The sequence below is a fragment of the Brevibacillus formosus genome, from assembly GCF_003013405.1.
Lineage (GTDB): Bacteria > Bacillota > Bacilli > Brevibacillales > Brevibacillaceae > Brevibacillus > Brevibacillus formosus.
In genome coordinates, this window is record NZ_PXZL01000007.1 from 225,503 (window position 1) to 250,306 (window position 24,804).

General features: G+C 49.6%; 23 protein-coding genes. 7 read left to right on the forward strand and 16 right to left on the reverse strand.

What is annotated here, in order from left to right; translation table 11 throughout:
- Positions 1–42: 42 nt before the first annotated feature.
- The gene (locus tag C7R91_RS07795; RefSeq protein ID WP_047069884.1) at positions 43–2,778 is read right to left on the reverse strand and encodes a DUF4855 domain-containing protein; all 2,736 of its coding nucleotides are present in this window, start codon (positions 2,776–2,778) and stop codon (positions 43–45) included.
- Positions 2,779–2,820: 42 nt separating this feature from the next.
- The gene (locus C7R91_RS07800; RefSeq protein WP_047069885.1) at positions 2,821–3,978 is read right to left on the reverse strand and encodes a THUMP domain-containing class I SAM-dependent RNA methyltransferase; all 1,158 of its coding nucleotides are present in this window, start codon (positions 3,976–3,978) and stop codon (positions 2,821–2,823) included.
- 205 nt (positions 3,979–4,183) lie between these two features.
- Between C7R91_RS07800 and C7R91_RS07805 the strand changes: the two genes are divergently transcribed.
- On the forward strand, positions 4,184–4,990 hold the full coding sequence (locus C7R91_RS07805) for an Fpg/Nei family DNA glycosylase (protein WP_047069886.1): 807 nt from the start codon (positions 4,184–4,186) through the stop codon (positions 4,988–4,990).
- A 16-nt stretch (positions 4,991–5,006) separates the two neighbouring features.
- On the opposite strand, the gene C7R91_RS07810 is transcribed toward C7R91_RS07805, so the two are convergent.
- Positions 5,007–5,915 (reverse strand): GNAT family N-acetyltransferase, encoded by a 909-nt coding sequence (locus C7R91_RS07810; RefSeq protein WP_047069887.1) that lies wholly within the window; start codon positions 5,913–5,915, stop codon positions 5,007–5,009.
- A 141-nt stretch (positions 5,916–6,056) separates the two neighbouring features.
- Between C7R91_RS07810 and C7R91_RS07815 the strand changes: the two genes are divergently transcribed.
- Positions 6,057–6,467 (forward strand): 2Fe-2S iron-sulfur cluster binding domain-containing protein, encoded by a 411-nt coding sequence (locus tag C7R91_RS07815; protein ID WP_047069888.1) that lies wholly within the window; start codon positions 6,057–6,059, stop codon positions 6,465–6,467.
- Positions 6,468–6,501: 34 nt separating this feature from the next.
- On the forward strand, positions 6,502–7,143 hold the full coding sequence (locus C7R91_RS07820) for a thiamine diphosphokinase (RefSeq protein ID WP_047069889.1): 642 nt from the start codon (positions 6,502–6,504) through the stop codon (positions 7,141–7,143).
- A 78-nt stretch (positions 7,144–7,221) separates the two neighbouring features.
- Here C7R91_RS07820 and C7R91_RS07825 read toward each other — a convergent pair whose 3' ends face one another.
- Positions 7,222–7,911: a uracil-DNA glycosylase gene (locus tag C7R91_RS07825; protein ID WP_047069890.1), complete on the reverse strand. Its 690-nt coding sequence runs from the start codon at positions 7,909–7,911 to the stop codon at positions 7,222–7,224.
- 223 nt (positions 7,912–8,134) lie between these two features.
- Between C7R91_RS07825 and C7R91_RS07830 the strand changes: the two genes are divergently transcribed.
- Together C7R91_RS07830 and C7R91_RS07835 are read left to right on the forward strand one after the other, a co-directional pair.
- A complete protein-coding gene (locus C7R91_RS07830; RefSeq protein ID WP_047069892.1) occupies positions 8,135–8,650 on the forward strand; it encodes a stalk domain-containing protein in 516 nt (171 codons plus the stop codon).
- A 203-nt stretch (positions 8,651–8,853) separates the two neighbouring features.
- Positions 8,854–9,765 (forward strand): arylamine N-acetyltransferase, encoded by a 912-nt coding sequence (locus C7R91_RS07835; protein WP_047069893.1) that lies wholly within the window; start codon positions 8,854–8,856, stop codon positions 9,763–9,765.
- Between the two features lie 117 nt (positions 9,766–9,882).
- On the opposite strand, the gene C7R91_RS29890 is transcribed toward C7R91_RS07835, so the two are convergent.
- Positions 9,883–10,251 carry a DUF6713 family protein gene (locus tag C7R91_RS29890; RefSeq protein ID WP_047069895.1) on the reverse strand — a complete coding sequence of 123 codons (369 nt, stop codon included), beginning with the start codon at positions 10,249–10,251 and terminating at the stop codon, positions 9,883–9,885.
- Between the two features lie 183 nt (positions 10,252–10,434).
- Here C7R91_RS29890 and C7R91_RS07845 point away from each other — a divergent pair, with 183 nt between their 5' ends.
- Entirely contained in the window at positions 10,435–10,758 is a 324-nt protein-coding gene (locus C7R91_RS07845) for an antibiotic biosynthesis monooxygenase family protein (RefSeq protein WP_047069896.1), read from the forward strand.
- 67 nt (positions 10,759–10,825) lie between these two features.
- Here the strand turns inward: C7R91_RS07845 and C7R91_RS07850 are convergent, their stop codons facing one another.
- The 4 genes from C7R91_RS07850 to C7R91_RS07865 all read right to left on the reverse strand — a co-directional run bounded on the left by C7R91_RS07850 (position 10,826) and on the right by C7R91_RS07865 (position 16,218).
- On the reverse strand, positions 10,826–12,280 hold the full coding sequence (locus C7R91_RS07850) for a sigma-54 interaction domain-containing protein (protein WP_047069898.1): 1,455 nt from the start codon (positions 12,278–12,280) through the stop codon (positions 10,826–10,828).
- Between the two features lie 26 nt (positions 12,281–12,306).
- On the reverse strand, positions 12,307–13,512 hold the full coding sequence (locus tag C7R91_RS07855) for a trans-sulfuration enzyme family protein (protein ID WP_047069899.1): 1,206 nt from the start codon (positions 13,510–13,512) through the stop codon (positions 12,307–12,309).
- Between the two features lie 219 nt (positions 13,513–13,731).
- On the reverse strand, positions 13,732–15,453 hold the full coding sequence (locus C7R91_RS07860; protein ID WP_047069900.1) for a GMC family oxidoreductase: 1,722 nt from the start codon (positions 15,451–15,453) through the stop codon (positions 13,732–13,734).
- Between the two features lie 15 nt (positions 15,454–15,468).
- Complete coding sequence (locus C7R91_RS07865) at positions 15,469–16,218, reverse strand: gluconate 2-dehydrogenase subunit 3 family protein (RefSeq protein WP_083995072.1); 750 nt, start codon at positions 16,216–16,218, stop codon at positions 15,469–15,471.
- 147 nt (positions 16,219–16,365) lie between these two features.
- Between C7R91_RS07865 and C7R91_RS07870 the strand changes: the two genes are divergently transcribed.
- Positions 16,366–17,061 (forward strand): hypothetical protein, encoded by a 696-nt coding sequence (locus tag C7R91_RS07870; protein WP_047069902.1) that lies wholly within the window; start codon positions 16,366–16,368, stop codon positions 17,059–17,061.
- Between the two features lie 40 nt (positions 17,062–17,101).
- On the opposite strand, the gene C7R91_RS07875 is transcribed toward C7R91_RS07870, so the two are convergent.
- From C7R91_RS07875 to C7R91_RS07910, 7 genes are all read right to left on the reverse strand, one after another.
- A complete protein-coding gene (locus C7R91_RS07875; RefSeq protein WP_047069903.1) occupies positions 17,102–17,950 on the reverse strand; it encodes an alpha/beta fold hydrolase in 849 nt (282 codons plus the stop codon).
- A 16-nt stretch (positions 17,951–17,966) separates the two neighbouring features.
- Positions 17,967–18,755: an energy-coupling factor transporter transmembrane component T gene (locus C7R91_RS07880; protein ID WP_047069904.1), complete on the reverse strand. Its 789-nt coding sequence runs from the start codon at positions 18,753–18,755 to the stop codon at positions 17,967–17,969.
- 1 nt (position 18,756) lies between these two features.
- Positions 18,757–19,572: an energy-coupling factor ABC transporter ATP-binding protein gene (locus C7R91_RS07885; protein ID WP_047069906.1), complete on the reverse strand. Its 816-nt coding sequence runs from the start codon at positions 19,570–19,572 to the stop codon at positions 18,757–18,759.
- The gene (locus C7R91_RS07890) at positions 19,569–20,411 is read right to left on the reverse strand and encodes an energy-coupling factor ABC transporter ATP-binding protein (RefSeq protein ID WP_047069907.1); all 843 of its coding nucleotides are present in this window, start codon (positions 20,409–20,411) and stop codon (positions 19,569–19,571) included. The genes C7R91_RS07885 and C7R91_RS07890 overlap by 4 nt, the downstream gene beginning before the upstream one ends.
- A complete protein-coding gene (locus C7R91_RS07895) occupies positions 20,408–21,013 on the reverse strand; it encodes a QueT transporter family protein (protein ID WP_047069908.1) in 606 nt (201 codons plus the stop codon). The genes C7R91_RS07890 and C7R91_RS07895 overlap by 4 nt, the downstream gene beginning before the upstream one ends.
- Positions 21,014–21,675: 662 nt before the next feature.
- Positions 21,676–23,013, reverse strand: coding sequence for an APC family permease (locus C7R91_RS07905; protein ID WP_047069909.1), 1,338 nt, complete (start codon positions 23,011–23,013; stop codon positions 21,676–21,678).
- 120 nt (positions 23,014–23,133) lie between these two features.
- On the reverse strand, positions 23,134–24,801 hold the full coding sequence (locus C7R91_RS07910) for a glutamine--tRNA ligase/YqeY domain fusion protein (RefSeq protein ID WP_047069910.1): 1,668 nt from the start codon (positions 24,799–24,801) through the stop codon (positions 23,134–23,136).
- Between the last annotated feature and the right edge of the window lie 3 nt (positions 24,802–24,804).

The window sequence follows — 24,804 nt, forward strand, 5'->3', positions numbered from 1 at the left end:
TCTGTCTCCCCTCAAAGCGGGAAACAGACTCTTTTCCATTCACTACGGCATCTCACTGCCCTCGAAAAATTCTGTTCTGTCAAAACGACCGCGCATCCATTTGTACGTATCATCATAGATGGCGCGTTTGACAGGGTCCGTGCTCTTGACAGACTCTAGCAATGTCTTGGAGCCGAAGTAGTAAGCGTGTACGTTGTTTTTATCCATCCCCAGCTTGTGGGTGGCAACTAGCTGATTATAGTAGGTCTGATAGAACTTCGGATCGTTGTACATCTTCCAGTCGCCTTCGATCTCGATGTCCATGTTGTACTTGTTGACGACCTCCAGCACCCCTTGAATACGGTCAATTCCCACCGGCTTGTCGCTGTAATAGCTCGGCTGCAGGAAAGCCTTATCGAAATAAAGAGATTTCCACTCAGACACTCCCGGTGAACCGAAATACGGAATCCAATAGTAGCGCAACGCCTCGTCATGCACCATGCTTCCCATGTCGCGAATCAATTGACGCTCTTTCGGCGCGCTATCCTCCACCAGCTCATGGAACCAATAGATTCCTTCCAGCTTCAGATAGGCGTACCCTTCCTTGTTCCAGCGCTTCATGAGCTCCTGGAAGTACCATTCCAACGCAGCTTTGCGGTTCTGATACGCTTGCTCTTCCCCGATTCCCGCAGGGTTGAAGGAGAGGGATGGTTTCTTTTCATCCAGTTGACCAAAATTGGTCTGACTGGCATTCGGATATGGCAGAGCCAACACGACATTTTCCTGCGCCGGTGTTGAATACAACGTTCCGCGCAGGCGGTTGTACTCCCGCATTGCCTGGTTGAGAGCGTCGAGCTGCTTATTTGAGCCGAACAAATCATTCATGTACTTTGTCCAGCTTTCCTTCGTAGCAGGAATGGTCTGATACGGCAGGAACAGAATCGTGTCAAACATCTGGTCACGCATATAACCATCTACAGTGCGGTAGCCAACCATCGGGAGGAAATCCTCTTTGGTCCATGTCCCGAGTTCACCATGCTCTCCAGTATATGCGAGCAGCATATTTTCCACACGACGCCCTACTTGTTTGGCTTCTTCCAGCTTCGCCGGGTTTGGTGGCGGCAGCAAGACAGCGCCATTGTTCCACTCGCTATCGGATTTTGCCCATACCTCCAGCTGACGAGCGAACGTAAATACTTTCACCGGGAAGGATACCCGGACATAGCGGGTGTTGACGTCAGGCAAGGTCACGCTCAATGTGCGTGTTACGAGCTTGTCCTCTTTGGCGGAAACATCGTGAACGGCTCTTCCCGCATACGACCACACTTTTCCGTCGCGAGATACCTCGACTTCCATGTATTCTGGCATCGTGATTCCCGAGGTCTTCTGCTGCTTAAACGTCAGCGCAACTCTCTCCAATGGTTTCGCCTCGTCGAGCTCAACGGTCACCTTGCGCCCAAACTGACGGTGGTATCCCGTCCAGTCTTCTGTTGGCGTAACAAGTCCACCTACAGGACCCGGATACTGCTTCTCCAGCTCTTGGAAATACGAGTCTGGCGCTCCAAAAGTAGTCACCGATGTATAACTGCCGGGCGCGATATTGACCAGTTCTTCCTTCTTTGCTGGCTCCTTCGCTTCTTCCTTTGGATCAGCAGGCTTCGTTGTATCCGTTTCTGTTGTTCCTTTGTCTGCGTCTGGCTTTTCTCCCTCTACGGCCGCCTTGCTTTCATCGACTTTCGTTGCCGAGTCAGTAGAGGAAGTCACCGTTGCAGTCTTTGATGTGTCCTCTGCCTTTTCGCCAGCTGGCTTACCAGCATCCTTGATCTCAACCGGAATTGTCGTCGTTTGGTAGCCGACTGTCACCGTGAGATTTCCTTTTCCTGCTGTAGAACCAGCAACAAAGGTTCCGTCAGCCAAAATGGTTCCCAGCTCAGGACGATCAAAAGCGAAAATAGGTGTAAATGGCAACTCATCTCCGCTGATACTGCTTACCTTCAAGCGTTGGCTCGTGCCAGCAGCCAAACTAAGCCGCTCTACATCTACCTTGTATTTCACCTGCTCTGCTTGCTGGTAGCGTGCATCCAAGACGCGCTCAGCGATCACAGCTGCCTCCGCACGCGTGACGGTTCCTGTCGGATTAAACTTGCCGCCTGCACCTTGCATCCAACGCTGATTCGTCACTTCTTCCACTGCCGTTTTGGCGTAGTCTGCGATTTCTTCTTCATCGCTGTAAGTAACAGGAGTCTGACCTGCCACTTTGGTCACAGATCCCTCTTTCATCAAGCGAGACAGCATGACAGCTAGCTCTTGTCGTGTAAGCGGGTCTAGAGCACCCATGCTGTGCTCACTTCTGCCGTTCATCACACCCACCTCAGTGAGCCCATAAACGTACGGTGCATAAGGACTTTCCAATGGTACATCCTCAAAAGCGGCATCCTCGATTTCTGTTGGTTGAAGACCGATTACTTTTGTTAAAAGCACCGCAATATCCTGTCGAGAAATCGTGTTTTGTGGGTTGAAGCGGTTTTCTCCCTGACCACTGATCATATGGAGAGCTGCGAGTCTGTTTACGGCTTTACTAGCGTAGCTGTTGCCCAAATCCGTAAACTCCGTGTGCGCTTCTTCTTGTTTTTTGAACTGATCTTCCAGTTTCTTAGTCTCTTCTGCTGGTTTCCCACTCTCCACCGCCGGTTTCTCTGGCTCTGTTGCAGCATGAGTCAGCGGTGTGCTTTGGACCAGTAATGTAGTCGCTGCCAATAGCGCAGCCAGCATTCTGCTCCCGAATCGTTTCTTGCTCATTGCATTTTCTCCTCCAATTATGCCCATGCCCCTTCTTTATGTTTATTCGGTCGGGGTAACCATTGGTCCGCGCGGCGGTCTAGGTCCGAAAAACTGGTAGTAATCTACTTTGATATTTCCGTTGTAGAGCTTGCGCTTTTTGCTTGCTGTACGACCAAAGTGCTCCTCAAACTGTTCGTCGGACGTAATAATGTAGAAAGACCACGTATCCATGGCAGCAAAGGTTTTCCCCATTTCGCCATACATCTTGGCAACCTGCTTCCATTCTCCCAAGCGCTCCCCATAAGGTGGGTTGCAAATCAAGTAGCCGTACTTGCGCTTGGTTCGCACATCCCGCACATCCATGCGCTGAAAATGAATCAGGTCATCTACACCAGCCTCCGTCGCGTTCCGGCGGGCAATCTTCAGGATCTCGTCATCTATATCTGTCCCGATAATCTCCAGCTTTTGATCATAGCGCGCCAAATCATGGGTTTCTGCGCGAGCTTCACGCCAAGCTGTTTTCGGAATGACAGGCCACGTCTCAGAAACGAATTCCCGGTTCATCCCCGGAGCGATGTTTTGTCCGATCAACGCCGCCTCAATCGGAAGTGTACCCGATCCACAGAATGGGTCCATGAATACCCGATCAGGCTTCCAGCGAGACAGCATAATCATCGCCGCAGCCATGGTTTCCTTCAGTGGCGCTTGTCCGATCAATTCCCGGTAGCCGCGCTTGTGCAGGCCCGGTCCTGACGTATCAATCGTCAGCGTCGCCACATCTTTGAGAAGTGCCACTTCGATCTTGTACAGCGGCCCTTGCTCATCGAACCACTCGCGCTTGTAGGTCTTTTTCAGACTTTCTACCACTGCTTTTTTCACGATCGCTTGGCAATCCGGCACACTGAACAAGGTAGATTTGACCGATTTTCCTTCCACAGGAAACGTCCCATCCTCTGTGATCCAATCGGCCCACGGCAGTGCCTTCGTCTTTTCAAACAGCTCGTCAAACGTAGTCGCTTTGAACTCCCCTATCTTTAGACGCACGCGGTCGGCAGTTCGTAACCACAAATTTGTGCGGGGAATCGCAGAAATATCCGCGGTGAACGTTACCTTGCCGTTTTCCACCTGTACCGAACCGTATCCGAGCGCCTTTACCTCTTCTGCTACTACTGATTCCAAACCAAAAGTCGCCGTAGCGATTAATTCTACTTTTTGCATATGTAATCTCCTGTCCGTCCAATAATCCTTCGGGTCATGCCCTCATCCTACTACCTTACATATTATATTACCCCATTTCCTAATAGCGTTGGTAATCTTGTCTAAATTCAAAAGACCCATCACCGAAAAACAGTGACAGGTGCGGCATGCGAATCATCCATATGGGAAATCCTACGAAAAACTTTACGTACGGGAGGGAGTCAGCGTGCCAGAATTACCTGAGATGGAGACCTATCGCCGACTGTTGCAGGAGAAAATCGAAGGCGAAACGATTACAGCCACACACGTTCAGCGGGAAAAAACGATTAATCTGCCGCCTGCGGAATTTGCTCGTCTTTTGCAAAATAATCGCCTGACACTAGTCGACCGACGCGGCAAGCATCTTCTCTTCCATCTGGAAAGTGGACATGTCCTGCTGCTTCATCTGATGCTCGGTGGTTTTCTATACCTGGGCTCTGCCGAAGACAAGCTGAAGAGAACCGCCCAAGTGACTCTTGCCTTCGGAGAACGCATTTTATATTTTCACGGCCTCCGTTTGGGCTACCTGCATTTACTCACGAACGTTCAGATCGACGAAAGGCTGGCTCCGCTTGGGCCCGAGCCATTGGACTCGTCGTTTACCTTTACCCGATTTACGGAGCTGCTTGATGAAAAACGAGGTGTTCTCAAAACAGCACTAGTCAATCAGCATTGGCTGGCGGGCATCGGCAACTGCTATGCGGACGAAATCTGCTTTCATGCCGCCATCCTGCCTACCCGAACGATCCCGACACTTTCTCTCGAGGAACAAAAACGACTGTATCATTCCATGCAAACCGTGCTCAAAGAAGCAATTCGATTCGGCGGTTACATGCAGCCGCTTTTTCAAGGCGATTCCCTGACAGGCGGCTTCGATGAGCGCTGCCAGGTGTACGATCGCGGCGGAGAGCCTTGCCCGCGCTGTGGACAGCCTATCGAAAAGAGCGAGCTCTCCTCCCGCAAAGTATTCGCCTGCACGAACTGCCAGCATTGACAGACGCCTTTACTCCCTAAACGACAGGGGTCTGTGCAGCTTCCATCTGCTTGATCATAAACACCTGCTCTGTCTCGGAAGCACTGAATCCTGCCGCTTGCAGTATATCAACAAGCAAGGTATCAGCCGCACGCATATTAAACGTAGACCGGCGGCAATCGTGTCCAAGCGGCCCATACACATGCGCGAGTGCGGTTTTCAAAATGTCTGGTGCATTAGGATGCTCTGGCTGCGCTACACATTGACGCAGTACGATCCCACTTACTTTGCCTTCTTCGTTTACCGCACACTTGTACATCGCATAGCCGACCGCCTGACCCTCTCTGTCTTCTACGAGCACAGCCTGCGCATCTCGCAAGTTCAGCCAGTAATTTTGCCAAGGGACATCGGTCACGTAAAACGGCAGCATGGCGGCTTCCTGGGCCAAAATCCGCCGAACCCGATAATCAGCCTGTACATTTGTCTGAAAGGCATTCTCCTCCAGTGGTCCACTCTGCTGTAAAAACAACAGACGATCTACAACGTCATAGCCTTTTTGCTCATACAAGGCAATCGCTTTGGTATTTTGGCTCAATGCCTCCAAGGTAGCTACTTCCACCCCAGCTTCTCTGTACAGATCCAATGTCGCCTCAATCAGTTGCTTCCCTACTCCTTGGCGACGATATTTTGTGGCGACACCCGTTCCACCATTCCACGCGACTTTTTTCCCTGCAACGGTCCTCATCCCGCTGGCCACTAAGCCAATCGGCTCTGTGCCATCAAAAGCAACCACAGACAGGGACAGTACGTATCCCTCGCCCCCCAGTCGCTGGACAAGCATTTCTTCTGTCATCGTAAACTCTATAAAATAGCCTTCAAAGCCTCGGTTCCACGCTTTGGTCACTTCTGCAAAGGTACAGTCGCTCATCCGTTTGATGGTAATCATGGTATCACCTTCCTGGTATTTAATAGAATTATTTTAATCGATAAAATCTAAAAATTCAATCATCTACACACCTTTCTCCAGCTTTGTCACCCACCCGCCTGACATGGTAAAATTAAAAAATCACTTTCTCGGGAGGTTCCTATGCGCAAACAGCTTACGGTCGGCTCGCTCATTCCGGGACGATCTGACGTACAGATGTCGACTCCAGCTCCCGTTCCCGTGCATACGCATACGTCGTTGAAAAAAACAGATAGGAGCCCGGCTCGCCCCCAATCAGAGCAGAAGCTCGTACAGGTGAAACAACGCTCACAAACGATGCCAGTCCGGTATACTCCCTCCGAGACACTATTGCAAGCTGCGCTCACGCAAGATCAACCTATCGCTTACAAATGCCAACAAGGGCATTGCGGCAAGTGCAGTGTACAGATCGTAGCTGGTGCATCATTACTCGACACCCCAAGCGGACAGGAAAAAGCAAAGCTGGGAGAAAAACTCGCTACAGGCTATCGCCTCGCTTGTCAAAGCACATTTCGCTCTTCGATTTCTACATAGAGGATATTTTTAATAGAAAAAAGGTGGCCGTAGCATGAATCCTACACGCATCCTACTATTCGCTGGAGGCAATCTGGGCAACTGGGCGATCCAAGAGATACGCGAAAATGATTGGCTCGTCGGTGTTGACAGAGGTGCCTTGTTCCTCGTTCGCAACGGTCTTGAGCCAAAATTGTCGATCGGTGACTTTGATTCAGTCAGCTCCGAGGAAATGGCAGAAATTGAACACCACAGTATGCACGTCTCCTCCTGCGATCCCGTCATGAAGGATTTGACTGATACAGAGATGGCCCTTACTTGGGCAATCGAGCAACAGCCCGAGGAAATTGTACTGCTCGGTGTGCTTGGCTCTCGTTTTGACCATATGCTGGCAAACGTACAATTGCTGAACAAAGCGTTGCAGACGGGCACCAACTGCCGCATCCTCGATGAGACCAATGAAATCCGTCTGATTGACCGCCAGAGTACGATAGAGCAGGATCATTTTGATCATATCTCCCTGCTGCCCTTTACACCGGAAGTCACAGGGATTACCTTAACCGGATTCCTCTATCCGTTGCAGGACGCAACCCTGCGAATTGGTGACACGCTTGGCATCAGCAATCTGCTAACGGAACAGACTGGAACAATCACGATTCAAACAGGCAAGCTGCTCGTCGTCAAAAGCAAAGACTAATCATTAGAAAAAGAAGGATCTCCCTTGCATGATGCAAAACAATGGAGATCCTTTTCCTTTTACCTGCACAAATACAGACTACTCTTCTTCTACATGCATCGGCAACTGCCAATCAATCTCTTGAAGCCCGTGCGAACGCAAAAACTCATTGGTCCGCGAAAAAGGACGGCTGCCAAAAAAGCCGCGATTCGCCGAAAATGGGCTCGGATGCGGGGAGGCGATGACGAAATGCTTGTTTCGATCAATGAATGCCGCCTTCTCCTGCGCATGCTTACCCCACAGGATGAAAACGAGTGGAGTCTCCCGTTCATTCAACAAATGAATAATGCGATCCGTAAACGTCTCCCACCCAATGTCCTTATGCGAATTCGGAGTGCCCCGACGAACCGTCAGAACAGTGTTCAGCATCATGACGCCTTGCTTCGCCCAATGGTTCAGGTAACCATGCTGGGGAATTTCAAAGCCGACATCGCTTTTCAGCTCTTTGTAAATGTTGACCAGTGACGGCGGCGGCTTGATTCCCGGCCTGACCGAAAAGCTCAATCCATGTGCTTGTCCCGGTCCGTGATACGGGTCCTGCCCCAGAATCACAACCTTTGCATTCTGATATTCAGTCAGGTGCAATGCTGTGAATATATGATACATATCTGGGTAGATTGTCTGCGTCTGATACTCTTCCTTCAACGTTTGACGAAGCTTTACATAATAGGGCTTCTCAAATTCATCGGCCAATACGGGGGCCCAGTCATTTTGCAATATGGTAGCCATGTTCCTCACCTTGTCCGCTGTTTTTTTCTACCTTACCACAAACCTTCCAATCACTGAACCACTGATTCGAGAACTAGGACTATTCTGATTTAGTCCTATCTTTCTCATGATTCCTAGTCTTTGTTTCCTAGTACCCTCGTTTGATAGCTTTTCTCCTATGATCTTTGACATAATGATGGCTGGGAAGATTTAGAGAAAAGAGAAAGGGAGAGGGTTTCACATCATGAAATGGGACATCAAGTCATTTTTGGGGGGCATTGTTGTAGGTTCGGTGCTCTTTTCCGGAATTGCCATCGCAGCACCTGCTTTTCCAGACACGGAAGAAGGAATGAAAACACCGTTCACCTACTACTTTGACGGCTTGCCGAAATCACCAAACAGTGACGTACAAGGCATCATGTACAAAAACTCTGTCTATGTGCCAATCCGCTTCGTAGCAGAGAACCTGAACAAACCTGTCATTTACGACGCGAGAACCAAATCGATTTTCATCGGTAAAATCCCATCAGCAAAAATGTACTCCAAAATGGAAGCGATCGAGCTGGTGAAAAAGAAATTCGCTGGCAAACTCTCGCCGACACATGTAGTTGAGTACGCTCATGACGACGAAAAAGGTCACTATGTCATTCATGTGTACCAAACGGTCGTGAACAACTTCCAATCTGGCGACAGCTACACCAGTACGTATGGCTGGTTCGTAGTGAACCCGAACACCGGGGAAATTAAGTCGTTGTTATAATTTCTTCTGCACTTATTTATTCGTACGAAAAAGACAGCGGACTAGGGACCCGCTAGCACCGGAGGATATCCTTCCGGTGCCTTTTTGTCTTCATGGAAAAATTTAGATTGATTACCACTTGTCCTATGTGATACGATCTCCCTACAGCTATTTAATAAACATTTTTATTTACTATTTATTTTATATAAGGAGTGAACTTGTTTATGTCTATCTTACCAAACTGGGCGAGTTTATACCTTCAACGTCTACAGCTAGATCGCAAGTCCCCTAGCCTCTCTTATCTCAGTGAGCTCTGCCGTGCGCATCTGCAGACTTTCCCTTATGAAAATGTAAGCAAGCTGCTTTTCTTCCGTGCTGGAAAACATGCTATACCTTCCCCGGAAGAATATGTACAAAACGCAATCAGTCATCACTTCGGCGGCACATGCATGACAAATAATCACAGCTTTCTCGCACTGCTTCGTGCACTTGGATTTTCCGGTAATCTGGTCTTGCCAGGGGGAGGGCATGCTGCCATCCTGATCGATGGTCCCGATACTGGAGAAACACCTGTCTATGTAGATACAGGCGCTACTGCTCCTATCTTTGAGCCGATTCATTTTCTGGAAGAGGGGAACCATGCCAGATCTTTTGGCACTGTTTCGATGGATTTAACCAAAAGTCCCGATCATCCTGAACACTATCGCTTTACGCGGTATGAAAACGGAAAAGTGGCAATTCCTCCGTGGGATTTTCATCCGAATGAACGAAAAGAACTGTCCGACTTGACGGAAGTCATCCGCTCCTCGTTTTTACCAGACGCCTTCTTTTTGAATCGACTTCACATTCATCGTTTTCAGCTGGAGCAAGATCGCTTCGTGGTACTCAAAAACAATACCCTCCAGCTCGGCTATTCGGATGGCACAAACCAGATAACAACCCTCCACACTGTCTCTGATATAGAAGCTGCCGTAGCCGATGAAATGCAACTGCCACTTCTCCCTGTTCGCGAAGCGGTAGAAATCCTGCTCGAACGCGGTATTGATATTTTCGCTGCCCCCAAGAAAGAAGAAGTTCCACTTGAAAACGAAGCTCTCGTGCTCAAAGAAAATTCAGCATTAGACTTACTTGTTTAAAATACAATCGGCAGCCTTGGACGAGAAAATAAAGTCCTAGACTGCCTCAGTTCTTTATCACATGAGTTTTAATATTGCTATCGAATCAAACATCTTTGTCTTTGATATTATTGGTACTCAGTTATTAAATAGTAATACTAAATGAATAGCCGCTAGGATTCCCATTGGATAAATAATTGTTCTGGAAAATGTATTTTTAAATCCATTACGGGGGTGCTTTTCAAAAAATAGGTGCAGGATTGCATGTATGATAAAAAATAAATCTAGGACCCAAAAAGTAACTGTCTGATATTTACTAAAAAGTAAATAGAGTATTATTGTGTAAAGTGGAAGGTGAATAAATGTGAATACTTTATAAGCTTTAGAATCCTCCATATCCTTAAGCACGATAAACAATCTCCACTCAGAACGTCTAATCGCATCCATTTCGTGCAAAAGAAATAAAGATAAGTTTATCAAAAATATCACAAGCAAGAGATCAGGCATTTAAAGCCCCCCTACAATTTTATTACTTTATGTTACTACACCCTAATAAATAATGAGGTCAAAATACATTTTTCGGTCTACATCTCGATCGTCCCGCTATTTCCTAATATCTGGTTGACAATGATAATATTTCTCAATAATATGAGAAAGTAGGGAAATGGTATATAAGGAGTGTCGCGCTTCATGATGATGGAGATAAAAACATACGTCGTCCAGGAAGGTCATTCTGACAAAATTGTACAAGGCTTTAGCGAGCCTGGTGCTGTTGAGAAGGCTCCTGGCTTTGTAGATTTAAGCGTGCTGGTACAGAAGCCACGCAAAGGTGAAGAAGAAGTGGTCGTCATGATCCGTTGGGAATCAAAAGAGGCGTGGAAGCAGTGGGAGCTGAGTGATGTTCATCTGGCAGGTCACCGCCAAGCACGTGAGGAAGAAACCCCTGAGTGGTACATTAGCGGCAAAACCGGCCATTACGAGCTCAAAGCGAAAAAAGAACCAAACCCTTCGTAAATACAAACAAACCAGCCCGTACGTCGGAAAAACTCCGATCAATCCAGGCTGGTTTTTTATTTTTCCTCTATCCTTTTTCCAATCCGTACTTCTCCATCTTCCGGTACAAGGTCGACAAGCTGATTCGCAGCTCATTGGCAATCGCGGCTTTGTCCTGTCCATAATTGCCTGCGTTCAAATAGCGCTGGAGAATGGAGCGTTCGTATTCTGCCACCAGCTTTTCCAGTCCCAAATCGCTTCCTGCTGTCGACGACTCATCCTCGAACAGCAAATACTCTGGAAGCTCCTCATTGCCGATGACCTGCCCCTCCGCCATGTTGACCATATACTCGACGGCATTTTCGAGCTGACGAATATTCCCCGGCCATTCGTATGCTCGTAGTCGCTGGACGAGTTGGGCTTCGAGCTCCAGTTTGCCTTTTTGCAGCAACGTCCCGTACCGATACAGGAAGTGCTGCAAGTAAAGCGCGATATCCTCCGTACGTTCACGCAACGGCTTTAACCGCAGGGGGATGACGTTGAGACGATAATACAAGTCCTCGCGAAACGTCCCTTCCCTGACCATGCTCTCCAAATCTCTGTGTGTGGCCGCAATGACACGCACATCGACACCTAGCGTCTTCACGCCGCCTACCCGATCTACCGTTTTTTCCTGAAGGACACGCAGCAGCTTGGGCTGGAGGGACAACGGAATATCGCCTACTTCATCCAGAAAAATCGTTCCCTTGTGGGCCAATTCAAATTTCCCCGGCTTCCCTTCGCGTCTGGAGCCTGTGAATGCGCCGCCTTCGTACCCGAACAATTCGCTTTCTAGCAAGGTCTCGGGAATCGCCGCGCAATTGACTGCCACAAACGGCTGTCTGCTGCGCGCACTCTCGCAGTGAATGGCTTTGGCCAACAGCTCCTTGCCCGTTCCGCTCTCTCCCCGGATCAAAACAGTGGAAATGCTGTTCGTCACTTTTTTCGCTTTGGCAATCACATCACGCAAGCCTGTTTCTGCACCGATCAGTTGGGCAAAATACACCGGATGAACAGAAGCCTGCGGCATTTCCTCTTGAATGTTGCAGCTCTTCTCCCGTTCCGCATCCAGCTCTAGCAGCTTGTGCTCTATCAAGGAACTCGTATGCTGTAAAAACGGCATCCATTTTTCCGAATGGTGCAGCATTTTTTCTTTTTGCTCGGGGGAAAAGCCGATAATTCCGATGACTCCTACCGTCTTCTCCCGCTTGTGCACCGGAAATCCAATCGTCGCCAGCTCCCGGCATTGCTGCAAAAACTTGCAATTGCCACACTCCGACTCGTTCTTTTTCATGTCAAAAATCATTCCCGGCTGTCCGGTTTGCAGGATCATGCGGAAAAACGATCCCTCCGGCGCAGGCAATCCAATCAGATCCTGATAGTAGCCGGTTCCGCTCACACGTATCCCTTGTTCATCCAGGATAGTGACATCGAGTCCCAGTACTTTGGAAATATTGTCGGCGTACGATTGAATGAATTCCTCGATCCGGGAAAACTCTGTCATGCCCAATCCTCCAATTTCACGTTCCTTTATCCCCTGCTCGCCGCCATTGGCAGACTAGCCAGCGCCTGCTCCAAATCTGCGATGATATCCTCCACATCCTCCAAGCCAGTCGATAAGCGAATCAGACCGTCCGTAATGTTGAACTTGATCCGCTCAGAGGCAGGAATCGAGGAATGCGTCATCGAGGCAGGATGCTGTACCAGTGTCTCGGGATCTCCTAAACTAAACGATATCATAGCCAAGTGCAGAGCGTTAATGAAAGATTTGGCTGCCTCGTAGCCGCCTTTTACTTCGAAGGAAACGATTCCGCCCATTCCGGCCATTTGCCGTTTGGCCAGCTCATGCTGTGGATGCGAAGGCAGACCAGGGTAGTAGACATGCGAGATTGCCGGGTGCTGCGCCAAAAACTCCGCCACTGCCTGTGCGTTTTGCCCATGCTGTCTGACGCGCAAGCCGAGTGTCTTCAGCCCACGCAGGATTAAGAACGCATCCCAAGCATTCAAATTTTGTCCCAAGTCTCCCATGACGTTTTTGCGCATGAATTGGATATGCTCCTGCTTCCCGACGATGAAGCCCGCGATGACATCGCCATGTCCGTTCAAATATTTGGTGGCGCTATGCACGACGACATCCGCCCCTAGCTCAAGCGGTCGCTGCAAATACGGCGTTAAGAAGGTGTTGTCGACGATGACCACAATGCCATGTGCGTGCGCCAAACGTGACAACGCCGAGATATCTAAAACAGTCAGGCACGGGTTCGAGGGTGTTTCGATGTACAGGACTTTTGTGTTTGGCAAAAATGCTCTCTCGACTGCCTGCAAATCGGTGCAATCGACAAAGTCCGTCGCAATGCCATAACGCGGGGCCATGGTCGTAAGAAACTTGTAGCTCCCACCGTACACATCCCGCGTACACACCACATGATCCCCCTGCTTCAAAAAGGCGAGCAAAGCCCCCGAAATGGCAGCCATCCCACTGCTTACGCCCAAGGCAGCTTCTCCATTTTCCAATGCGGCGATTTTTTGCTCTAAAGTGGTGATGGTAGGGTTGCCATATCTTCCGTAGTACGTTCCTTCCCGCTCGCCCGCCACGCACGCCGCTGCGGAGTCTGCATCTGGAAAGGCGTAGGCCACGGCAGGCACCACTGCGGATACGACTGCTCCTGTTTTTTGGCAAGGCGTTTGTGCGGTATGAATAATGGAGGTGTCCATCTTCCACTTGTTTGTCGTCATTTACTGTCTCTCCCTTTGGTTTGTGCTGTTACCAAATGCTATAGCAAGGAGCATGCCAAGGTTAGAAACCGCATCATTTCAGGGCTTTGCGCTTTTTGCGCTCATAGACATTCGCAAATATGAAAATCAACTTTTTCAGATGCACGCAAAAAAGCCGTTAGTTGCCCCAACGACTTTTCGCATAGTTGCAATTGCGTTTTGCATGATTAGAAAAGCAGCTTATACGAGCATGCCGCCCCCGCTTTTCCTGTACTTCAAAATGCCCTCTGCTGCTCGATAGGAGAGAGCACCCATCGTTCCTGTCGGATTGTAGCCGCTATTATGAGCAAACGAGGAAGCCCCGACGACAAATACGTTTTCCGCATCCCACATCTGCAAATAGTTGTTGACTGCCGAAGTGTCAGGTGAAGCACCCATGATGACACCGCCTGTATTATGCGTCGATTGGTATGGTGTGATATCGTAGGGTCCGAGCTTGCGGTTGATTTCGAGCTTCTCGTTCGCTCCCATTTCTTTTACAATTTCCGCGCACTTATCTGCACAAAAAGCCGCCAGCTCTCTGTCCTGGTCGACGAAATCATATGTAATGCGAATCAACGGATCGCCAAACGCATCCTTGTACGTAGGGTCCAGATCAAGGAAGTGCTGTCGAAATGGCATCGAAGCCCCTTGGGCGCCTACCGATATGAAGCGATTCGTGTATTTGATTGATGCCGCCTTGAACTCCTTGCCCCAGCTAGGCGTCCCCGGCGGTACCTTGTTCGTGCCGATTGGTCGGTAGCCGGTTTGTGTGACAGAGATATTCGCCCCATGGATAAATTTCAGATCGGAGTGATCGAAGTTATCACCGTTGTAGTCATCCAAACACATTCCCAACGATCCTGCGCCAGCATAATTATTAAACTCCCTGTCGTCGAAGAAGCCGACTGCGCCTCCTCTCATGACCTGGTAGGCGTAGTTTTTACCGATCACGCCTTTTCCCGTTGCTGGATCATACGGTTTACCCAGCTTGGACATGAGCAAGATGCGCGTGTTGTTGAATACATAGCTGGTCATTACCACAATATCAGCGGGCTGTTCGAATTCCTCCCCTGTCGTGACATCCGTATACAAGACGCCAGTCGCCTTGTTCCCTGTATGTAATATTCTGCGGACATGGGAATGCGTGCGAATTTCAAACTTCCCTGTCTTCTTGGCTACCGGAATCACCGTCACCACTGGATCGGCTTTTGCTCCGTACTCACAGCCAAACCTTTCACAGAAGCCGCAATATTGACAAGCTGCCCGTGCCACCCCGTCTGGATTGGTATACGCTTGCGAGAGATTTGCTGAGGGAAGGATGTATGGATGCAGGTTTTTCTTTTTCGCCGCATCCGCAAATAATTGCATGCTTGGTGTAGTACGCATCGGAGGTATCGGATACGGACTCGAGCGTTTTCCCCCCAACGGATTCTCCTCGCCTGCGATTCCCGCCATCTTTTCAAACTTATCGAAGTACGGCTCCAGTTGATCGTAGGTAATGCCCCAATCCTGGATCGTCATCCCCTCTGGAATTTTCTTTGCGCCATACCTTTCAATCGTCTTGCTGCGGATCTCGAAATCATACGGCAGGAAGCGGAAGGTCTGTCCGTTCCAGTGGACACCAGCACCCCCGAGTCCTGTCCCGAGCAAAAAGGAACCGTATGACCGCATGGGAAGCGCGCGAACGTTCATTTTACTGCGGAACGTGATCGTTTCCTTGGACAAATCTTGCATAAGCTCGTAACGAAGAGCGTAACGCAATTCGTCGTGTACCATGAAGTAGTCTTCGGTTTTGCGCTCCTTGCCTCTCTCTAGCCCCACCACCGTCAGACCTTGCTTGGTTAGCTCAGAAGCAATAATGCCTCCACCCCAGCCCACCCCCACGATCACGACGTCAACCTTTGGCAATTTTTTGGCCATATGTACCGTCCTCCCTCAATGTTGATGATCCCGCAAGCTTAAGGGAGCCATCTTCACAAACTCAGGCTTATCGATCAGCTGTGTATACGTCATCTGATTGCCTGGGAAATTCTTCATTTTCCAGCCATCCATATTTTTATTTCCTCCGTACAGAGGGTCTGCATAAACGCCTTCGATCGTACTGGCCCGCAGCAAATTGAAAAAAGTGCTCGCCGAAATGGTCGTCAATTTTACTTCATCGGTTTCAAAAGCCTTCAAAACAGCGTCCTGCTGTTCCGGCGGGAGTTCATAAAACCGTTTTCCGTGGGTGCTGTTACTGTAGTTGTTCATTTCTTGAATGCCGATATCGAATATTTCCCTTCGTTTTAACCTGCCTTGATAGCCCTGTGTAATCTCACCTGGATAAAAGGGTGCTTGCATGTATTCTCGAGCATTAAAGCCCCAATCACCCGCTAGCTGGTGGTCAATGAAATAAGCTGCACCGAGTGCCTTCGCGCCCGGACCCAGCTCATCCTCAGGAAAAATGCGCTCACAGGCGGCATCCACCACCTTGAATTGCTCAGGAGTAAAAAACATGAGCGCCTGATTGTAATCGGTCGCAGGGGGCGGTGCTGCTGGCTGGGCCGGAGTTTCCGGTCTGCGGAGCAAGCTCCCTGCCACTCCTCCTACGACCAAACCGCCGAGCACCAGCCCGGAGTTTTTCAAAAAGTTCCTTCGGGATACTGGCCGTTCATTCGTGTTGTTTGCTTCTGCCAAAATGACCACCTCCAGTTATTTCCTCCCTTTGTTTTGTGCATTTTTTCCAAAAGATAATCGTGGTTAACAAAAATTTTTCCAACATGCTCCACTCATAACTTCATGCAGCGAACAAAGGATAATCTTATCTAGGCAGGAAGACTTGGAGGGATCGTGATGAAGCACTTCCATACATGGGTAGGAACCGCAGGATTAGGAGCTGTCCTTCTTTTGACAGCCTGTGTGAATCAAGCGGCTCCGGCTCCGATACCACAACCACCAGCACGTACTCAGTCATTGGCACAAAATCCAAATGACGCAACCGTTATTCCCAGCGTGGACCGCGACAAAAAATTCACGACAAATTCGCAAGGCCATACGTATAGCGGGATGGGCAATGCTCTATACAGCTCTATGGGCAGCTCACACCTGCACACGGGCGGTCCTTCCACGAAGCTAGAAGCCCAACTGAAGGCAGCGGGCGTTCACGGTGTCCAGGCGTTGATCGTTAACGATGCCATCTACTTGGCCCCTTCTACTGCCAATGCACAATCGATCAATCAAATGGACCCGATGCAGTCTCATCTCATCAGCAATTACTCCGGTAGCTCCAGTCGCGGGCATGATGCTGCCCATACAAAATCAGGGAGCGGAACGGCAGGGACATTGGGTACGAGCGATCACCAGCACACGTTCGCACAAGCTCGTACCCAAATCGAGCGTATCTACGGAACGGATGCACCTGTGAAGGTCGTGACCTCGAAAAAAGGCATCAAAGCGCTAGAAACGGTGAAAAAGCACATGAGGGAGCAAAAGAATCAGCAAGCCATGGCAGAACAGTTGAACGTGCTCATTCGTGAAGCGAAGCGGTAAACAAAGTAAAAGGGACAAGCCAACTCGCTTGTCCCTTCCCTTATTTCGATAAAAAAACATGGATTTCGTTCACGGTCTCTTGCGGATGCGTCACCATCAGCAAATGTTGTGCTTTCAGTATCATTTTCACCTTGGCCTGCTTCACCATTTCCTGGTAGGTAGCAACTGCCTGACGATGAAACTGCTGCTCTTCTTTTGACAACAAGCTGTCATCAGCCAGTAGTAAAAGCACGGGGCATGTCAGCTGTTGGAACAATTCTGGTTGGCAATGAACGCTGTACTCTTGGAAATAGGCCGAGAATGCCTCCCTCGGCAAACGGTAACCGTAGCTTCCGTCTTCCTTTTTCACAAGCTCCTCTCGCATCCAGCCCTCAGGCATCACTCTCGTACCATACCGCTCTGCGAATTGCCTTTCTGCTTCCTCTACGGAGAAAAACCGCGTGGTAGCCAGCCTCTCGACAACCTTCTCCCTATTGAACCCGGGCACTTCTCCCAAGGAATAGTAGCCTCCATCCAGCAATACGAGCGAAGCTACGCGCTTGGGCTCGCGAATCGCTAGCATCTGGGAAGGCACAGCAGAAAAGGACGCTGCGACAATCGTTACTTGTTCGAGCTGTTCTTTCTCCATGAGTTGAATCAAATCTGTTACGATCCCCTCAAACGAAAAGGGACCCTGGCTCACAGAATTCCCGTGACCACGGATATCTACCGCAATCACCCGATATTCCTCTGCCAATGCTGGCAAGATGGGCGCAAACAGCAGCTTGGTGTTGCGAATGCCATGCAAAAGCAGCAGGGCAGGTGCATCTGGCTTTCCTGTGACGCCGTACTCCAGCGTGCCCCCTTCTACCTGCAAGCGATTGACATGCGAGAACAATGCTTCGTTCATTTTGCTTGCCTCCTTACTAAATACGCCCCGGAATCAGCACGCCAGTATGATCGGGATGTAACCTGGCGATGTAAAATAGTGCGGCGACGATACATACACCAGCCACTAGTGTGATTATTTCTGTTTTTTCCCACCGTTTGCTGCGGTAAAACCGATGCTGACTGTTACGGATGCGAAAGCCTTTGGCATCCAATGCATTCGCGATCAGTTGCACACGCTTGAGTGAGTTGAAGATGAGCGGTACGAGCAAATAGCTGTACTTCCTGATGCGTTCCGGAACATTCCCTTCGCTCGTCGACATCCCTCGTACCATCTGCGCTTCCCGAATGATCGCCAAATCATTTTTGACGAGGGGGATAAAACGAAAAATAAGTGAGAGCAAATAGCTGACCGAAAATGGAACGCCAATCCCGCGAAGTCCCATCGCTATTTCTCTGGGGGAAGTTGTAAACACATAGTACATCGACAGTAACGCGACATTCGCCAGTCGTAGTCCCATTCCCAATGCCCATAAGACACCGACATCCGTAATTTGCACGGGATAGTCGATCACCGGAATCGTGCTGCTCCAGTACGGAGTGCCTACATTGGTAAACGGCAGCCATGTAATCACAGCAAAGCACGAACCGATTCCACCAACCAATACATACGCCTTCATCATGGAGCGCTCCCAGCCCAGCTTGGCAATCAGCGCGATGTTTATCGCCAACAGAATGATAAGCGCGCGCGGGTCCTGGAATAAAAAAGGGAGCAGGCCCAGCAACACGAATACAAGCAGCGTGTAGCTCGGATGGGCATTCCTCATCTTACTTCCCCTCCCCCAGCAGCTGTTTTCTCATCGCTGTCAGCGTGAGTGGAATCGGATTATGGACATCCACTGCTTTCCCGAAACGATACATGGCAGGCGCTTCTACTTGGGCAGCAGCTAATACTTGCGGCTGTGAAAATACGTGCTGTGGGTCCCCGTCACATAGCAGCTTTCCTTTATGCATAACGATCACTCGCTGGGCGTACTCCGCCACCAGACGCATATCATGCGTGATGACGATAATTGTATGGCCTTCCGCGTGCAACTGCCGCACAAGCTCCATCATTTCTTGCATGGCACGATAATCGAGACCCGTCGTAGGTTCGTCCAGCACGATCACTTGCGGCTTCATCGCCAAAATCGAAGCCACCGCGATTTTTTGCCGCGTGCCTTTGCTCGAAAAATGGGGCTCTTCTTCGCCTTTGTCGGATAACCCCACTGCTGCCAACGCCTCCGCAACAGCTTGCTCTATTTTTTCAGGCGGCCAGCCCATGTTTTTGGGCCCGAATGCTACCTCCGCCTTTATGGTCGAATGAAAGATTTGATGATCAGGATTTTGATAGCAATACGCCACGATTCTCGATAGTTGGGCAACATTCATCGTCTTGGTATCGAGACCATTCACTTTGACGGCACCCTGCGTCGGCTTGTACAGACCGTTACAATGCTTGGCCAACGTCGTTTTACCGGAACCATTTCCCCCAATGATGGCGACGAATTCTCCCTGTTTTAGTTGGAGCGAAACGCCGTTCAGCACCGGCTTTTCCTTTTCATAGCCATACCAGACCTCATCGAATTCAATAACGACACTCACAGGCTTCCCTCCCGAACGAGCTGTCCTTCCTTGTAGTGGAGTGCCAGCTCCTCAACAGTCAAAGGCACACCAGTAGAGGATGCCGGCATGACGCCTTCCTGGCATAGCATGTGATAGAGTCGGATGACATCCGGGACCAATATGCCATGCTCGTCCAACACGTCCACTTGGGCAAAAAATTCGCGAGTCGGCTGGTCCAATACGATTTTCCCCTCAACAATCAGAATCATTCGGTCGCAAAAAGCCGCGAGCTCTTCCGTCGCATGGGACGATACCACAATCGTCATTTCTTTTTCCTGCTTCAGCCGTGAAAGAAGCGAGAAAACCTCCCTCGCTCCCACCGGGTCCAGCTCGGAAGTAGGCTCATCCAAAATGAGCACCTGCGGATTGTGGGAGAGAGCGGATGCTATCGCCACCCGCTGCTTTTCTCCTCCCGACAACTCAAGAGGCGAACGATTAGCAAAGCCGTTCAAGCCGATCAGATCGAGTACCTCTGCCATTCGCCGCTCTATTCGCTCGTCCGGCCACCCGGTATTCTCAAGCGAGAAGGCAAGCTCCTCTTCGACGGTCAGCCCGATGAACTGGGTTTCTGGGTCCTGAAAGACGATGCCTTGCTCACTTTTGGACTCGACACTCCCCACGAACTGTCCACCGTAGTTAGACGGAATCAGACCTGACATCGTCAATAGCAGCGTCGTTTTCCCTGCGGCAGCAGGCCCGACAACACCGACCACTTCCCCTGGATAGAGCGCCAGATGAATGTCCACTAGCGCAGGCATTGCTCCCTCTTCATAGTGCCAATAGACTCCGTTTACTCGCAGCAATGGTTCTGTTTTCACCTTGCGATCCTGCTTTCATTTCCGAGATAGTTGAATTCCTGCAAGGGGCGACCCCGGTATAGTCCAGAACGCTTTACGAATGGGTACAACAGCTTTAAGAGGATTGGCCCCAGAATCGCCGTTGAAATGGCTTGGTTCAAGAACACGGTTGGGATGTACCAGACCGCCACTTCTTTTGGGGTCAGGCCCAGCGCCACGTTAATCAAAATCCCGCAGGCTACCACAATCGAGCTGATTATGACAACAAACACGATATATTGAAGGACGCTCCGCTTTGTTTTGAGTGCAGGGTGACTCACAGCAAGCAACCCGATAAAGCCCCCCATAAAATTAGAAAAGAAACCGACCGCGATCGCATGAGGCGGGGCGCTTCCGGTTAATAAATCACTGACCATATTTCCAAAGGCAAGGCCTATGCATCCCGGCAAGCCGAATAACATGCCAAATACGGGCTGAAGGGCATTGGCTGGACGGATCGGTACGGAAGGAATGAGCTTGATATTGGCAAGCATAATAATGGCAACAGCATAGAGCGCGGCAGTGACGACAATCAGGACGTAATCTACTGTCGTCCATTTCCGCCGGAACAGAGTCGAAAGCATCAGAATAAACCCTCCTCGTGTCAAGCGTTAATGTTTGGAATATTCCTCTAGCCAGTTTACTCCCTCTTTTCTGGATCGTCTAGAAGAGGGTGGGTAAAACCATTGGTTCTGGCTGTAGTGGTGGGGAGGAAACAGGAGAAAACGCTCAGCTTCTAGGGCCACCCCCTGGGGGATTGACTGCCCGACTCCATGCAAAAAGCGAAACCGCGTCCAAAGTGGTCGGTTCAGGATGTGTTTCAGAGGTGGACGCTTAAGGGCGTGTTTCGCTTTTTGCATTCCGTCTCGGTCGGTGTCCCTAAGATCTTCGCTTATTTCTCCTGTTTCCTCTGCGAGCTGCTTGTTTTCCCCCTGCTTTAATTGGGGTGAATCTGGAGGATAAAGACAAAAAAGGGAGAGAATCATTGTTCTCTCCCTCCTGAATCCACTTTCAAATATTATTTAAATCCCACGTTAGAAGAAGTGCATTTCCAGTCCAAGCGCCTCTGGAGCCCAGCCTAGCTTCGGAATAAATGGCGGGGAATTTAAGCTTCACTTATGAATAACTTCCTCGAAACTTCTACGTTTGAAGCGCTCCCGCCATTTATTCCGGAGCGGACAGTCAATCCCCCTTGCGGGGCGTAGGCCGAAGCGCAGACTGGAAATGCACTTCTTCCCCACTACAGCTACTGCTCCTCAAACTTCACCATTTCTAAATTGGTTTTCTTGACCTTCACCAAGTACAACAAATAGATCAATCCAACAAAGGTCCAGAGCAAGCCGAGCATCATGGACGTTTCTTCCAGGTTGACCCACAAAAAGGCGATGAACGTTGTCCCGATGAGTGGAGACAACACGAAGCCCCACCAATCCTTGATATGCTTGTTCTTTTGTTTGCGGAAATAATACGCCATTACGCTGATGTTTACAAAGCTAAAAGCGATCAGTGCACCGAAGTTAATAAAGGAAGTTGCCGTTAATAAATCCAAATACAAAGCGAACAGCATCAACGCTCCGACCAGTAAGACGTTAAATAAAGGCGTTCTCAGCTTTGGATGTACATAACCGAACCAGCTTCGCGGCAAAAATCCATCTCGTCCCATTGCGTACAATAAGCGCGTTACGCTCGTGACAGATACGAGCCCGGATGCCAGAGTCGAAGACAACGCTGCCGCCAAAAACACCAATTGAAAGATCGTCCCACCGATAAACAAAGCAATCTCCGCAGAGGCTGCTTCTGGATCAGACAATACCGAAACATCCGGAAATAATGATTGCATGAAATAAGATGCTGTAATAAACAACGCTCCTCCTGCGAGTGCTACGAGCATAATCCCGCGAGGAATGGTCTTTTTCGCATCGACGGTTTCCTCCGTTAGCGTGGTTACTGCATCAAAGCCAAGGAAGGAAAAGCAAAGAATCGATGCACCGGAAAGCAGTGCAATGACAGACATATCCGGTGACACAAATGGCCGCAGGTTGAATACTTGCCCAAGCCCGTCACCTTGTATAAGACCACGGATTGCCAATCCCGCAAACAACAAGACGACCACGACTTGAAACAGCACCAAAATCGAGTTGACGGATGCAGTCACCGTCACCCGAAATACGTTTAACCCCGTCACTAGTACGATGAATCCTATAATCCACCATGCAGTCGATACCTCGGGAAAAACGGAGGAAAGGTAAACCCCAGTCAACAAAGCGTTAATCATCGGTAAAAACAAATAATCCAGCAAGGACGCCCAGCCTACCAAAAATCCTGCATAGGGATGGATCGTTTGCTGTGTATACGTATACGCGGTCCCTGCTGAAGGGAATAGCCGTACCATCTTTCCGTAGCTTGCCGCCGTAAACAGGATCGCAAGAAGTGTGACTGCATAAGCAGCAGGAACGTGCCCCCCCGTTTCTCCAGAAACAATGCCAAAGGTGTCAAAAACGGCCATCGGGGCCATGTAGCCCAGTCCAATTACGACAATATGCCGCAACTTCAAACTACGTGTTAGTTCTGCTCTCCCGTTCACTGCCTGTCCCCCTTTATGTAACAGAATAATTATACACGCTGATTTATAATGACGAAAGAAAAAAGCGCCGCTGCACACGGGTTCACCATGTACAGCAGCGCTTGATTTATATGGTATTTCTTATGCTTTTGGCAGTTCAAAGGAACTCTTCAACGATACAATCCGGTTGAATACGAGCTTATCCTCTGTCGTATGCTTCGGATCGACATTGAAATAGCCATGACGGAAAAATTGATACTTGTCTTGTGGCTTGGTTTCTTTCATATTTGGTTCCACATAGCCTTGCAGCACTTCCAACGAATTCGGGTTAACGTTGTCGAGGAATGTGCCCTCTGCGTCTTCATCATCCATAATCAATGGCTCATACAAACGGAATTCAGCAGGAACGGCATTGGTCGCATCCACCCAGTGAATTGTACCTTTTACCTTACGACCTGTAAAACCGCTGCCGCTCTTCGTCTCAGGGTCATACGTGCAATGGATCTCGATCACGTTGCCGTCTGCATCCTTCACGACGTCATTGCATTTAATGAAGTACGCGTGCTTCAGACGCACTTCATTTCCCGGGAACAGGCGGAAGTACTTGCTCGGCGGGTTTTCCATGAAGTCGTCCTGCTCAATGTAGATTTCGCGGGAGAACGGAATTTGACGATTGCCCATCTCTGGGTTCTCTGGATTGATCTCCGCTTCGAGCATCTCGACTTGTCCTTCCGGATAGTTCGTGATGACGACCTTCAACGGATTCAAAACAGCCATCGTACGTGGTGCCTTTAGCTTCAGGTCTTCACGGATGAAATACTCCAGCATTTTCTCGTCAACGGTGCTGTTCGCGCGCGCTACCCCTACTTCACGAGCGAATGTACGAATCGCTTCCGGTGTATAGCCGCGACGACGGAAGCCTGCGATGGTTGGCATGCGCGGGTCATCCCAGCCGTCTACTACATTCTCATCGACAAGCTGTTTCAGCTTGCGTTTACTCATAACGGTGTTTGTCAGGTTCAAGCGAGCAAATTCGTACTGGTGCGGTACCTTCTCCATTTCGCACTCGCGTACTACCCAGTCGTACAACGGGCGATGATCTTCGAATTCCAGTGAGCACAAGGAGTGTGTCACGCCCTCAATAGCATCCTCCAACGGATGAGCGAAGTCGTACATCGGATAAATACACCATTTGTCGCCCGTGTTGTGATGCGTTGCATGGGAGATCCGATAGAGAACCGGATCACGCATGTTGAAGTTCTGAGAAGCCATGTCGATTTTCGCACGCAGCACCTTTTCCCCGTCCTTGAATTCACCTTGGCGCATACGTGCAAACAGGTCCAGGTTTTCCTCCACAGACCGATTGCGGAACGGACTATCTGTGCCTGGCTCTGTCCACGTTCCACGCATTTTACGCATTTCTTCTGGAGACAGATCGTCTACGTAAGCCAGACCTTTTTTAATCAACAGCACCGCACGGTTGTACATCTCTTCAAAGTAATCAGATGCAAAAAACAACCCGTCCCATTCGAAGCCAAGCCATTGAACGTCCCTTTTGATGGCCTCTACGTATTCGATGTCTTCCTTCACCGGGTTGGTATCGTCAAAACGCAGGTTGGCCTTGCCGGAGAATTCTCGAGCCAACTCAAAGTTGAGGCAGATCGCTTTTGCATGTCCAATATGAAGATACCCGTTCGGTTCTGGGGGAAAGCGGGTAATGATTTCCTTTACTTTGCCCTCTTGCAAGTCATCAATCATGATATTGCGGATAAAATTGGATGCCGCTACCTTGTTTTCCAATGAAATCAACCT